General features: G+C 73.4%; 14 protein-coding genes and 1 riboswitch. Of the genes, 5 read left to right on the top strand and 9 right to left on the bottom strand.

The features are described 5' to 3' along the window. The 3 genes from HUW36_RS15370 to pdhA all read right to left on the bottom strand — a co-directional run. Nucleotides 1-408, bottom strand: a 408-nt coding sequence (locus tag HUW36_RS15370) for a biotin/lipoyl-containing protein (RefSeq protein ID WP_343044329.1), incomplete at its 3' end; no start/stop codon positions are given. Next, entirely contained in the window at nucleotides 393-1397 is a 1005-nt protein-coding gene (locus HUW36_RS15375) for an alpha-ketoacid dehydrogenase subunit beta (RefSeq protein ID WP_174528797.1), read from the bottom strand. The genes HUW36_RS15375 and HUW36_RS15370, both read right to left, overlap by 16 nt. After that, nucleotides 1397-2602: a pyruvate dehydrogenase (acetyl-transferring) E1 component subunit alpha gene (gene pdhA / locus HUW36_RS15380; protein ID WP_174528807.1), complete on the bottom strand. Its 1206-nt coding sequence runs from the start codon at nucleotides 2600-2602 to the stop codon at nucleotides 1397-1399. Before pdhA ends, HUW36_RS15375 begins: the two co-directional genes overlap by 1 nt. A gap of 72 nt (nucleotides 2603-2674) precedes the next feature. Here pdhA and HUW36_RS15385 point away from each other — a divergent pair, with 72 nt between their 5' ends. Beyond that, a complete protein-coding gene (locus HUW36_RS15385; protein WP_174528798.1) occupies nucleotides 2675-3181 on the top strand; it encodes an Lrp/AsnC family transcriptional regulator in 507 nt (168 codons plus the stop codon). Nucleotides 3182-3185: 4 nt separating this feature from the next. Here the strand turns inward: HUW36_RS15385 and HUW36_RS15390 are convergent, their stop codons facing one another. The 3 genes from HUW36_RS15390 to HUW36_RS15400 all read right to left on the bottom strand — a co-directional run bounded on the left by HUW36_RS15390 (nucleotide 3186) and on the right by HUW36_RS15400 (nucleotide 4895). After that, nucleotides 3186-4169 carry a DNA polymerase domain-containing protein gene (locus tag HUW36_RS15390; RefSeq protein WP_174528799.1) on the bottom strand — a complete coding sequence of 328 codons (984 nt, stop codon included), beginning with the start codon at nucleotides 4167-4169 and terminating at the stop codon, nucleotides 3186-3188. A 35-nt stretch (nucleotides 4170-4204) separates the two neighbouring features. Continuing rightward, nucleotides 4205-4534 carry a hypothetical protein gene (locus tag HUW36_RS15395; RefSeq protein ID WP_174528800.1) on the bottom strand — a complete coding sequence of 110 codons (330 nt, stop codon included), beginning with the start codon at nucleotides 4532-4534 and terminating at the stop codon, nucleotides 4205-4207. A 130-nt stretch (nucleotides 4535-4664) separates the two neighbouring features. Then, nucleotides 4665-4895, bottom strand: a complete 231-nt coding sequence (locus HUW36_RS15400; protein WP_091577528.1) for a hypothetical protein — start codon at nucleotides 4893-4895, stop codon at nucleotides 4665-4667. Between the two features lie 124 nt (nucleotides 4896-5019). Here HUW36_RS15400 and HUW36_RS15405 point away from each other — a divergent pair, with 124 nt between their 5' ends. The 3 genes from HUW36_RS15405 (at nucleotide 5020) to HUW36_RS15415 (ending at nucleotide 7167) form a co-directional block, all read left to right on the top strand. Then, on the top strand, nucleotides 5020-5751 hold the full coding sequence (locus HUW36_RS15405) for a histidine phosphatase family protein (RefSeq protein ID WP_174528801.1): 732 nt from the start codon (nucleotides 5020-5022) through the stop codon (nucleotides 5749-5751). After that, nucleotides 5735-6598: an NAD(P)H-hydrate dehydratase gene (locus HUW36_RS15410; protein ID WP_174528802.1), complete on the top strand. Its 864-nt coding sequence runs from the start codon at nucleotides 5735-5737 to the stop codon at nucleotides 6596-6598. The genes HUW36_RS15405 and HUW36_RS15410 overlap by 17 nt, the downstream gene beginning before the upstream one ends. Before the next feature lie 68 nt (nucleotides 6599-6666). Next, the gene (locus HUW36_RS15415; RefSeq protein WP_174528803.1) at nucleotides 6667-7167 is read left to right on the top strand and encodes a hemerythrin domain-containing protein; all 501 of its coding nucleotides are present in this window, start codon (nucleotides 6667-6669) and stop codon (nucleotides 7165-7167) included. A gap of 66 nt (nucleotides 7168-7233) precedes the next feature. Here HUW36_RS15415 and HUW36_RS15420 read toward each other — a convergent pair whose 3' ends face one another. Continuing rightward, a complete protein-coding gene (locus HUW36_RS15420; protein ID WP_174528804.1) occupies nucleotides 7234-8040 on the bottom strand; it encodes an SDR family NAD(P)-dependent oxidoreductase in 807 nt (268 codons plus the stop codon). Nucleotides 8041-8158: 118 nt separating this feature from the next. Next, a riboswitch (ZMP/ZTP riboswitch) is annotated at nucleotides 8159-8248 on the top strand. Between the two features lie 18 nt (nucleotides 8249-8266). Here HUW36_RS15420 and HUW36_RS15425 point away from each other — a divergent pair. Next, entirely contained in the window at nucleotides 8267-9703 is a 1437-nt protein-coding gene (locus HUW36_RS15425) for a glycine hydroxymethyltransferase (protein WP_174528805.1), read from the top strand. Nucleotides 9704-9778: 75 nt separating this feature from the next. Here HUW36_RS15425 and HUW36_RS15430 read toward each other — a convergent pair whose 3' ends face one another. Further along, entirely contained in the window at nucleotides 9779-10030 is a 252-nt protein-coding gene (locus HUW36_RS15430; RefSeq protein WP_091574162.1) for a hypothetical protein, read from the bottom strand. A 69-nt stretch (nucleotides 10031-10099) separates the two neighbouring features. Next, nucleotides 10100-11413 (bottom strand): aminotransferase-like domain-containing protein, encoded by a 1314-nt coding sequence (locus HUW36_RS15435; RefSeq protein ID WP_174528806.1) that lies wholly within the window; start codon nucleotides 11411-11413, stop codon nucleotides 10100-10102. Between the last annotated feature and the right edge of the window lie 87 nt (nucleotides 11414-11500).

Genomic DNA, 11500 nt, shown 5'->3' on the forward strand with positions numbered 1-11500 from the left:
GGCCAGCGCCAGGCGGGGTCGACGCCGCCGCCGGCCCGGGCCGCCGTGGCCGGTGCCGTACCCGATCAGGACGTTGCCCGAGCCGGCCCGCTCCTCCTCGCGATAGGTGGCGTGCGGATCCGGGGCGTCCGCGCCGTCGAGCGGCTCGATGGTGATCAGCGGCTGGCCGACCGGGCGGACCTCGCCCGCCGCGCCGTGCAGGGCCACGACCCGGCCGGCGTACGGGCAGGGCACGTCGACGACGGCCTTGGCGGTCTCCACCTCGACCACGCTCTGGTCCACGGTGACCACGTCGCCGACGGCGACCCGCCACTCGACGATCTCCGCCTCGCTCAGCCCCTCCCCCAGGTCGGGCAGGAGGAAGTCGCGTGTACCGACAGCGGTGCGTTCGCTCATGCCGCCACCCACCGAGTGTCGGGCTGGTCGTCCCACTGGAGCCGGGCGACGGTGTCCAGCACCCGGTCCACCGAGGGCAGGTGGGTGTGCTCCAGCATCGGCGCCGGGTACGGGATGTCCAGCCCGGAGACCCGCAGCACCGGGGCGTGCAGGGCGTGGAAGCAGCGCTCCTGGACCCGGGCGGCGATCTCGGCGCCGACGCCGGCGAAGCCCTGCGCCTCCTGGATCACCACGCACCGGCCGGTGCGGCGTACCGAGGCGGTGACGGTGGCGTCGTCGAACGGCACGATGCTGCGCACGTCGACCACCTCCAGGTCCCAGCCCTCCTCCCGGGCCGCCTCGGCCGCGGCCAGCGCGACCGGCACCGCCGGGCCGTACGCGACGAGCGTGGCGTCGGTGCCGGGGCGGCGCACCACGGCGGTACCGATCGGCGCGGTGCGCGCCGGCAGCTCCGTCTCGCCGCTGGCGAAGTAGAGCTTCTTCGGCTCCAGGAACACGACCGGGTCCGGGTCGTCGATCGCGGCGCGCAGCAGCGAGTACGCGTCGTCGACGGTGGCCGGCGTGACCACCTTCAGTCCGGGGGTGTGCGCGTAGTAGGCCTCGGAGGAGTCGCAGTGGTGCTCGACGCCGCCGATGCCGCCCGCGTACGGGACCCGGATCACGATCGGCACGCTGAGCGCGCCCCGGGTCCGGTTGCGCAGCTTCGCCACGTGCGAGGCGATCTGTTCGAACGCCGGGTACGCGAACGCGTCGAACTGCATCTCGACCACCGGCCGCAGCCCGGACATGGCCAGGCCGACCGCGAAGCCGACGATGCCGGCCTCGGCGAGCGGGGTGTCGAAGCAGCGCTTGTCGCCGAAGCGGGCCTGCAACCCGTCGGTGATCCGGAAGACGCCGCCGAGCTGGCCGACGTCCTCGCCGAAGACGACCACCCGCTCGTCGTCGAGCATCGCGTCGGCCAGCGCGGCGTTGAGCGCCTTCGCCATGGTCATGGTGGCCATCAGGCGTCCCCCTCCTCGTGGCGGGCCGCTTCCAGCTCGGCGCGGACCAGCTCGCGCTGCTCGACCAGCTGCGGCGTCGGCTCGGCGTAGACGTGGTCGAACAGGCTCAGCGGGTCGACGGTGGGCTGCGAGTCCATCCGCCGGCGCAGCGCGGCGGCGTACGCCTCGGCCTCCTCCGCGACGGCCGCGACGGCGGCGTCGTCCAGCACGCCCCGGGCCCGCAGGTACGTCTCCAGCCGGGCGATCGGGTCGCGGTCGCGCCACGCCTCGACCTCCTCGGCGTCCCGGTAGCGGGTCTGGTCGTCGGCGTTGGTGTGCGGCTCCATCCGGTAGGTGTGCGCCTCGATCAGGTACGGGCCCTTGCCGGCGCGGGCGTGCGCGACGGCGCGGTTCAGCACCGCCAGGACGGCCACCGGGTCGTTGCCGTCGACCTGCTCGCTGGGCACGCCGTAGCCGACGCCCTTGTAGGCCAGGCTCGGCGCGGCGGTCTGCCGGGACAGCGGCACGCTGATCGCGTACTTGTTGTTCTGCACCAGGTAGACGACCGGGGCCTTGAACACGGCGGCGAAGTTGACGCCCTCGTGGAAGTCGCCCTCGCTGGTGGCGCCGTCGCCGATGAACGTCAACGCGACGGTGTCCCGCCCCTGGTACGACTCACCGTAGGCGAGGCCCGCGGCGTGCACGCACTGGGTGGCAAGGGGGGTGCACTGCGGCGCGGTGCGGGTCACGGCCGGGTCGTACCCGCAGTGCCAGTCGCCGCGCAGCAGGGTGAGCACCTCGACCGGGTCGAGGCCGCGGGCGGTCAGCGCCATCGACTCCCGGTAGGTCGGGAAGACCCAGTCGGTGTCGCGCAGCGCCAACACGCCGCCGACCTGGCAGGCCTCCTGGCCCCGGGCGGACGGGTAGACGGCGAGCCGGCCCTGCTTGGTCAGCGCGGTGGCCTGGGTGTCGAAGCGGCGACCGACGACCATCCGGCGGTACATCTCGCGCAGCGTCTCGACCGGCGGCTCGGGGTAGTCGTCGCGGGGCGGCAGCGGAGTGCCGTCCGGGTTCAGCAGCCGGACCGGCTCGGACTGCGGCAGCAGGCCGGCCGTCGGGTCGGGAGCGGCCGGGGTGGCCGGCCGGCGGGTGCGCGGGGATGCCCTGCGGACCGCCTGGGGTGTGGTCGTCACGGCGGGGACCTCCTGGACGTGTGGTGGCCCTATGCTCCTGCTCAGGGATGATTGACTCAACATCCGGGATGAACGCGGGACGAATGGCACGAGGAGGCGGGTGGGTTGAGCCAGGAGACCGGCACCACACCGAGCGCGACGGGCGGAACGGGACGTTCGGCCGGGCCGCTCGACGAGGTCGACCGGCGGATCCTGCGTGAGCTGGTCGCCGACGCCCGGCTGTCCATCCGGACGCTTGCCGAACGGGTGCACGTCTCGCGCACCAACGCGTACGCGCGGGTGGAGCGGCTGCTGCGTGACGGCGTGCTCACCGGCTTCACCGCCCGGGTGGCCCCGGAGCCGGCCGGCCTGGGCACGTCGGCCTACATCGCGCTGACCATCGAGCAGAACACCTGGCGGGAGGTCTCCGCCGAGCTGGCCCAGGTGCGCTACATCGAGCACGCGGCGCTGCTCAGCGGTGAGCACGACGTGCTGGCCCTGGTCCGCGCGCCGGACAACGCCACGTTGCGCGACGTGGTGCTGGACCGGGTGCAGAGCATCGCCGGGGTGCTCTCCACCCGCACCTGGCTGGTGTTCGAGGAGTTCGACGGGACGCTGAGCCCCTGGGCCTGAGCGCTCAGCGCTCCGGCGGGGACTCCAGGCCCTCGCGGTCGGCCAGCTCCAGCAGCGGCGCCAACGAGTGGCGACGCCCGTCCAGGCCGGCGTGCGGGTCGCCGCGCTCGGCGAACCGGGCCGGCATGCTCACCACGTCGAAGTCCTCCGGGCGGGCGTCGTCCAGCTCCGCCCAGTCCAGCGGCGCCGAGACCAGCGCCCGCGGCGTCGGCCGGATCGAGTACGCCGAGGTCATGGTGTGGTCGCGGGCCATCTGGTTGTAGTCGACGAAGACCGGCCGGTCACGTTGGTCCCGCCACCAGGTCGTGGTGACCAGGTCGGGCAGCCGGCGCTGCATCTCCCGGCCGAGCGCCAGCACCGCCCGCCGGCACTCCCCGAAGCTCCACCGCGGCTCGATCGACAGGTAGACGTGGATGCCGCGACCGCCGGTGGTCTTCGGGAAGCCCTCCATGCCCAGCTCGGCCAGGAACGCCCGCACCTCGTGCGCCACCGGCACCACCTGGGCGAAGTCCACCCCGGGCATCGGGTCGAGGTCGATGCGCAGCTGGTCGGGACGCTCGACGTCGGTCTTCGACACCGGCCAGGGGTGGAACCGCAGCGTGCCGAGGTTGGCCGCCCAGATCACCACGGCCAGCTCGCTCGGGGCCACCTCGTCGGCGGTCCGGCCGCTGGGGAAGGTGATGTGCGCGGTGCGTACCCAGTCGGGCGCGCCCGCCGGCAGCCGCTTCTGGTAGAACGCGTCGCCCCTGTTGGTCTGCCGGGTGGCCACCTTCGCGCCCTCGAACACCCCGCGCGGCCAGCGTTCCAGCATGGTCGGCCGGTCGCGCAGCGCACGCAGGATCCCGTCGCCGACGGCGAGGAAGTAGCGCACGACGTCCAGCTTGGTCAGTCCGCGCTCGGGAAAGTAGGGCTTGTCGGGGCTGGAGACGCGGACCAGCCGCTCCCCCACCCGGATCTCCTCGGCCGCCGTGGTCGCCACGTCCCACACCGTACGACGTGGACCGGCCGCGCGCGGGCATCTCGTCAGGCGATCAGCAGCGCCCCGGCCACGATCAGCGGCACCGAGACGAAGAGGAAGACGCCGATCCCGGTCAGGACCCGCCCGCCGCCGCCGTCGTCCCGCTCGGGCGGCAGGCCGAACGCGGACCGCGCGTCCAGCATGCCGATCCGGCTCAGCGTCAGGTCGCCGGTCACCCCGATCAGGAGGCCGGCCAGGATGAACGACGCGCCGAGCCGGTGCACGAAGTCGCCACCGGCCACCGCGACCCAGATGCCGACCGCGACCGCGATCACCACCGCCGCGATCACGAAGAGCACGAGCGCCTCGCGCAGACCCCGGACCACCGTCGACATGCCCGCCCCCCGGCCACCGGGACCGCCCCGGCCTGCCGGACATCCTGCCGGATCGATGCGTGCCGCGCTGTCCCCCGCCGGGTACGCGCCGGCCGGGTGGGCGCACCCACCCGGCCGATCGGGCCGACGGTCAGCCGTTCTCCCGCTGCAGGCGCTCGGCCAGCAGCTTCTTGCCCTGGTCGCCGGCCTTGCGGTTGTTCTCCTGGATCTTGCGGAACCAGGTGGCGAGTTCGGAGTCGCCCCGGTCCTCCGCGTCCGCGATGTACGTCTCCAGCTGCCAGATGTGCTGCAGTGACATCTGCAGCGCGTGGATCAGGTCGTAGTTCTTGTCCTTCACCGGGCTCATCGGCTCACGGACCATGGTCGCCACGGCACACCTCCCTGTGTCGACTTCCGGAACTGGCCGCTTACCCCTTCCCGCCGGCTTCACGCACCGTGGCGACCGGCACGGTTACCCGTCCCGGGCCCCGGGTACCGGAGGCCGCATGGCGGAGTTGGCATCGCTCTGGATCGTCCGGCACGGCGAGAGCACGGCGAACGTGGCGGCCACCGCGGCCGAGACGTCCGGCGCCGAACTGATCGACCTCACCCACCGCGACGCGGACGTGCCGCTGTCGCCCACCGGCGAGGAGCAGGCCCGGGCGACCGGACGGTGGCTGGCCGGCCTGCCCGAGGGGCGCCGGCCGGACGTGGCGGTGGTGTCGCCGTACCTGCGGGCGGTGCGCACCGCCGAGCTGGCCCTGGCCGGGACCGGGGTGCCGATGAGCCGCGACGAACGGCTGCGCGACCGGGAGCTGGGCATCCTCGACGGGCTCACCGGTCACGGCGTGCGCAAGCGGTATCCCGAGGAGGCGCAGCGGCGCGCCCGGCTCGGCAAGTTCTACTACCGCCCGCCGGGCGGCGAGTCCTGGACCGACGTGGCGCTGCGGCTGCGGGCCCTGCTCGGCGACCTGCGCCGCGACCACGAGGGCGGCCACGTGCTGCTGTTCGGCCACGACGCGTTGGTCTTCCTGCTGCGTTACCTGGTGGAGGGGCTCACCGAGGAGGAGTTGATGGCGCTCACCCGCGAACAGGTGATCGCCAACTGCTCGGTCACCGGCTGGCGCGCCGACCGCGCCGGCCACCTCGCGCCGGAGGTGTTCAACGACGTCGCCCACCTGCACCGGCAGGGGGCGCAACCCACCAGGGAGGACGAGGTCCATGCCGAGCCGGTCTGACGTGATCACCCCCGCGCTGCTGCGGGACTGGGCGCTGCCCGTACCGACCGGCGGCAAGGAGGCCCGGGGCACGGTGCTCGTCGTCGGCGGTTCCCGGTTCACGCCCGGCGCGGTGCTGCTGGCCGGCGTGGCGGCGCTGCGGGCCGGCGCCGGCGTCCTGCAACTCGCCGCCGCCGAGTCCACCGCCGCCGCGCTCAGCATCCAGGTGCCCGAGGCGTTGGTGGTCGGCCTGCCGGAGAACCGCGACGGCGCGGTCCGGGGCGATCCCGGCGACCTGCTCGGCGGGCTGGTCGCCGACGCGGACGTGGTGACGGTCGGCCCCGGGCTGAACGACATCGACACCACCCGGGAGCTGCTGCGCCTGGTCCTCGACGCGGCCGGGCCGGAGACCGCGCTGGTGCTCGACGCGTACGCGCTCGGCGCGCTCAGCCACGAGCCGGACCTGCTGGTCGGCTCGGGCCGCAAGGTGGTGCTGACCCCCAACCTCACCGAGGCCCGCCACCTGCTCGACCGCGACCCCGGCGACGACCTGGACGCCGAGGCGCTCGAGCTGGCCGGCCGGTACGACGCGGTGGTCTCGCTCTACGGCCACATCGCCACCCCGGACGGCCGGGCCTGGCGGGAGGAGAGCGGGGACGCCGGGCTGGGCACCTCCGGCAGCGGCGACGTGCGTGCCGGGCTGCTCGCCGGGCTGCTCTCCCGGGGCGCCGACCCGGCGCAGGCCGCCTGCTGGGCCGCGTTCGCGCACGCGGTGAGCGGGCAGCGGCTGGTCCCCCGGTACGGCCGGATCGGCTTCCTCGCCCGGGAACTGCTGGACGAGATCCCGTACACGCTGGCCACGGTCTGATCGGTGCGGTTTGTACGGATCCGGCCGGGGGTAGGGGGGCCGACATCAGCCGACTCTAGGAGGTACCGGTGTCCACCGACGCGATCGTCCTGCTCAAGGAGGACCACAAGGAGATCCGCCGGCTGTTCAAGGCGTTCCAGGACGCCGAGGACGGCCCGGCGAGCACGCGGGGGAAGCTGGTCGAGCAGATCCTCGAAGCCCTGACGGTGCACACCTACCTGGAGAACGAGGTGATGTACCCGGAGGTCCGCAAGCTGGTGCCGGACGTCGAGGACGACATCCTGGAGTCGTACGAGGAGCACCACGTCGCGGACGTGCTCTGCTTCGAGCTGTTCGGCATGGACGCCGACGACGAGCGTTTCAACGCCAAGACGACGGTGCTGATCGAGAACGTGCTGCACCACGTCGAGGAGGAGGAGCAGGAGTGGTTCCCGAAGGTCCGCGAGGCGCTCGGGCGTAACCAGCTCCAGGAGATCGGCCAGCGGATGCTCGACCTGCGGCCGAAGGCCCCGAAGACGCCGACCGCCCCGAAGGCGCTGAAGAAGGCGCGGGACGCCGTCGTCGCCTGAGCATGAAGGAGGGGCCCCTTCTTAACGCCTGGCGTTAACAAGGGGCCCCTCCTTGCATCCGGTCGCTCAGTCGCCCGAGCCGGGCTCGGCCATCATCCGGTGCTGCTCGGCCTTCAACCGGTCCGGGACGATCTTGCCAACCGCCGTCTGCAGCTTGTTCACCAGCGAACCGGCGGCCACCTTGTGCTCCCCCTTCATCAGGGCCGCGAAGGCGTCCCCGGCCACCGTGCGGGGGTCGTCCTTCTTCCCCTGGCCGACCCGGGTGTCCTGCATGTCGGCCCGGTCGAAGAACTCGGTGTCGGTCGGTCCCGGCATCAGCGAGGTCACCGTGACGCCGCTGTCCTTCAGCTCGTTGCGCACCCCCTCGGCGAAGGACTGCACGAACGACTTCGAGGCGTTGTAGACCGCCTGGTAGGGGCCGGGCATCGTCGAGGCGATGGACGAGGTGAACAGCACCCGCCCGGCGCCCCGGCGCACCATCTCCGGCAGGAGCAGCTTGGCCAGGTGCACGGTCGAGCGCACGTTCAGGTCGATCACGGTCAGCTCGTCGGCCAGGTCGGTGCCGCCGACGAAGTCCCCGCCCGCGCCCCGCCCGGCGTTGAGCGCCAGCGCGTCGACCGGGCGGCCGTGCCCGGTCACCGCCCCGGCCAGCTGCTCCACCCCCTCCGGCGTGGCCAGGTCCACCCGGACCGGGAACACCTCGGGGCCGCCGTCGCGCCGCAGGTCGCGGGCCGCGGTCTCGATCGCCGCGTCCTCGGCGGCGACCACCACGTCGTACCCGTGCTCCACGAACTGGACGGCCAGCTCGTACCCGATGCCGCTGGACGCGCCGGTCACCACGGCGAGCGGCCGTCCGGTGGTCGGTGTGGTCATGCTCGTGCCTCCTCTCCGGCGGGGCGGTCCGCCGACGTGGACCGGGCCCCGTACCGGATGTGCCCCACGCGGGGCGGCCCAACCCCGCAGGTCCTGGGCGGGCCCACCCGGTAGGATCGGCGCGGGCCGTGACTGGCGCGTGGAGATGGAGCACCATCGGGGAGCGGCCTCGTCATGAGGACGCATGCCGAGCGCCTGGGCCTTCCGCACGTCACCAGGAGGTCGCATGTCGCGCAACGCCGAATCCACCGCCTTCCGCAGCGCGCTGGAGGTGATCCGCGCCGTCGAGCCGCGGGTGGCCGACGCCATCGGCGCGGAGCTGGCCGACCAGCGCGAGTCGCTGAAGCTCATCGCCAGCGAGAACTACGCCTCCCCCGCGACGCTGCTGACGATGGGCAACTGGTTCAGCGACAAGTACGCCGAGGGCACCGTCGGGCGACGCTTCTACGCCGGCTGCCAGAACGTCGACACCGTCGAGGCGCTCGCCGCCGAGCACGCCCGGGAGCTGTTCGGCGCCACCCACGCGTACGTGCAGCCGCACTCCGGGATCGACGCCAACCTGGTCGCCTTCTGGGCGATCCTGGCCGACCGGGTCGAGTCCCCGGCCCTCAGGAAGGCCCAGGCCCGCCACGTCAACGACCTCACCGAGGCGGACTGGTTCGCGCTGCGCCGGGAGCTGGGCGACCAGCGGATGCTCGGTATGTCGCTGGACGCCGGCGGACACCTCACCCACGGCTTCCGGCCCAACATCTCCGGCAAGATGTTCGACCAGCGCAGCTACGGCACCGATCCGTCGACCGGCCTGATCGACTACGACCGGGTGGCCGAGGCGGCCCGCGAGTTCCGGCCGCTGATCCTGGTCGCCGGCTACTCGGCGTACCCCCGGAAGGTGAACTTCCGGATCATGCGGGAGATCGCCGACTCGGTCGGCGCCACCTTCATGGTGGACATGGCGCACTTCGCCGGGCTGGTCGCGGGCAAGGTCTTCACCGGCGACTTCGACCCGGTGCCGCACGCGCACATCGTCACCACCACCACCCACAAGTCGCTGCGCGGCCCGCGCGGCGGCATGGTGCTCTGCGGTCCGGAGCTCGCCGACCAGGTCGACCGGGGCTGCCCGATGGTGCTCGGTGGCCCGCTGCCGCACGTGATGGCCGCCAAGGCGGTGGCGCTGGCCGAGGCCCGCCGCCCCGACTTCGCCGACTACGCCCAGCGGATCGTCGACAACGCCCAGGCGCTCGCCGATGGGCTGCTGCGCCGCGGCGCGACGCTCGTCACCGGCGGCACCGACAACCACCTGGTGCTGATCGACGTCTCCGGCTACGGGCTGACCGGGCGGCAGGCCGAGCAGGCGCTGCTCGACTCCGGCATCGTGACCAACCGCAACGCGGTGCCGCAGGACCCGAACGGGGCCTGGTACACCTCCGGCATCCGGATCGGCACCCCGGCGCTGACCACGCGTGGGCTCGGCGCGACCGAGATGGACGCCACCGCCGAGCTGATCCACACCGTGCTCAGCCAGACCACGGCCGGCACCGGCCCGGACGGCGCCGCCTCGAAGGCGAAGTACGTCCTCGACCCGGCGGTCGCCGAGCAGGTCGGCAAGCAGGCCGCCGACCTGCTCGCCCCGTTCCCGCTCTACCCCACCGTCGACCTGGCCTGACCCCGACCCGGTGACCGGGGAGTTCGCGGCGACGCGAACCCCCGGTCCCGGTGGGCGGCGCGGGGACGCGTCGGGTCATCGCAGCGGGCGCTTGAGGTGGTAGCGGTGCACCTCGGTGCTGCCCTGCACGTTGTTCACGTCCTCGGCGGCGGAGACCAGCTCCCAGCCCTCGCGGCCGACCCGGTTGAGGTGGGCGATCGCGGTGTCGCCGTACGCGGTCACGTCGGAACGCGAGCCGTCCGGGCCATACCAGACGAACGTGACGTGGAAGTTGCGGCCCTGCCCCTGATAGCGACGGACCAGCAACGCGTACTCCCAGGCAACCATCCGTCCATTATCAACGGACCGCACCGCGCCGGGGAACACGGGTGGTGCCGGAACGGCGACAGTGCGCCGTCACGCCGGCGCGCCCACCCCGGCCGTCACGTCGCCGACCAGCGCGGCGAGCCGGTCCAGGCCCACGTCGATCTGCGCCGGCGTGACCGCGCTCACCGACAGGCGCAACGCGCGCACCGGCGTGCCGGCGTCGTAGAAGTGCGCCATCGGCGTCCAGAGCACGCCGTACTCGCGGGCGGAGCGGTGCAGCAGCGCGTCGTCCACCGGGAACGGCACGGAGACCACCACGAAGAATCCGCCGGCCGGCACGGTCCAGCGCACCGGCCCGCCGGCCGGGAAGCGCCGCGCCAGGCCGTCGACCAGGTGCCCCAGGTTGCGGGCGTACGCGGCCCGCTCCCGGACGTTCGCGGCCACCAGCGAACAGTCGTGCGCCAGCAGCGCGCCCCCGATCACCGCCTGGCTGATCGGGGAGGTGTTCACCGTGACCATGCTCTTGATCTTCGCGAGCTGGTCGGCGAGCGGGCCGACCGTGCCGTCCGAGCCGCCCACCCGCTGGTCGGCGACCACGTAGCCGACCCGCGCGCCGGGCAGCACGGTCTTGGCGAACGAACCGAGGTAGACCACCCGGCGCGCGGTGTCCAACGCCTTGAGCGTCGGCCGCCGGTCCGTGCCGGCCGCCGGGAACAGACCGTACGGGTTGTCCTCGATCAGCAGCAGGTCCTCCTCGACGGCCAGGTCGAGCAGCCGGCGACGGTGCGCGGTGTCCATGCTGACCCCGGACGGGTTGGCGAAGTCCGGCATCACGTAGCAGGCCCGGGGGCGCAGCCCCTCGGCCCGGGCCCGGCGCACCCCGGCGCGCAGGTCGGCCAGGTCCACGCCGTCCGGGCCGCCGGCCACCTGGCGCACCGGCAGGTCGACCAACCGGGCCGCGCCGGTGAGCCCGACGTACGTGGGCGCGACCGCGAACAGCACGTCGGCCGGGTCGGCCCGCAGCGCGCGCAGCACCAGGAACATGGCCTCCTGGCAACCCACCGTCACCACGACCGTCTCCGGGTCGACGGTCATCCGCTCGTCCACGGCGAGGTGCCGGGAGATCAGGTGGTGCACGATCCCCTTGGTCCGCCCGTACTGCAACAGCGTCCGGTCGACCTGCGCCCGGTCGAGCCCGAGGTCGTCGGCGAGGTGCCGGCGGAACCGGTCCAGGTGCCGGTGCAGCAGCGCCGCGTCGAAGAACTCCTCATAGGGCCGGCCGGCGGCCAGCGACACCGCGTCCGGATAGTGCTGCGCCACCTCGTTGAGGAAGTTCATCGAGTTCAGCGCGGGGTCGCCGACGCTGCCGTGCAGCGCCGTGACGGCCAGGTCGACCGGCTCCACGTCAGCCTCCGATCCGGGTGCGCAGCCGCCGGGCCGCGGCCGGGTCCGGGCAGCCGCTGAGGACGAGGGCGTCGCGCAGCTCGGCCG

The sequence above is a fragment of the Micromonospora maritima genome (assembly GCF_902825405.1).
GTDB lineage: Bacteria > Actinomycetota > Actinomycetes > Mycobacteriales > Micromonosporaceae > Micromonospora > Micromonospora maritima.

Coding starts and splice junctions, on each gene's coding strand:
- HUW36_RS15375 (WP_174528797.1), bottom strand. CDS start 1,397: ATGGCCACCATGACCATGGCGAAGGCGCTCAACGCCGCGCTGGCCGAC.
- HUW36_RS15395 (WP_174528800.1), bottom strand. CDS start 4,534: ATGTCGACGGTGGTCCGGGGTCTGCGCGAGGCGCTCGTGCTCTTCGTG.
- HUW36_RS15400 (WP_091577528.1), bottom strand. CDS start 4,895: ATGGTCCGTGAGCCGATGAGCCCGGTGAAGGACAAGAACTACGACCTG.
- HUW36_RS15405 (WP_174528801.1), top strand. CDS start 5,020: ATGGCGGAGTTGGCATCGCTCTGGATCGTCCGGCACGGCGAGAGCACG.
- HUW36_RS15410 (WP_174528802.1), top strand. CDS start 5,735: ATGCCGAGCCGGTCTGACGTGATCACCCCCGCGCTGCTGCGGGACTGG.
- HUW36_RS15420 (WP_174528804.1), bottom strand. CDS start 8,040: ATGACCACACCGACCACCGGACGGCCGCTCGCCGTGGTGACCGGCGCG.
- HUW36_RS15425 (WP_174528805.1), top strand. CDS start 8,267: ATGTCGCGCAACGCCGAATCCACCGCCTTCCGCAGCGCGCTGGAGGTG.
- HUW36_RS15430 (WP_091574162.1), bottom strand. CDS start 10,030: ATGGTTGCCTGGGAGTACGCGTTGCTGGTCCGTCGCTATCAGGGGCAG.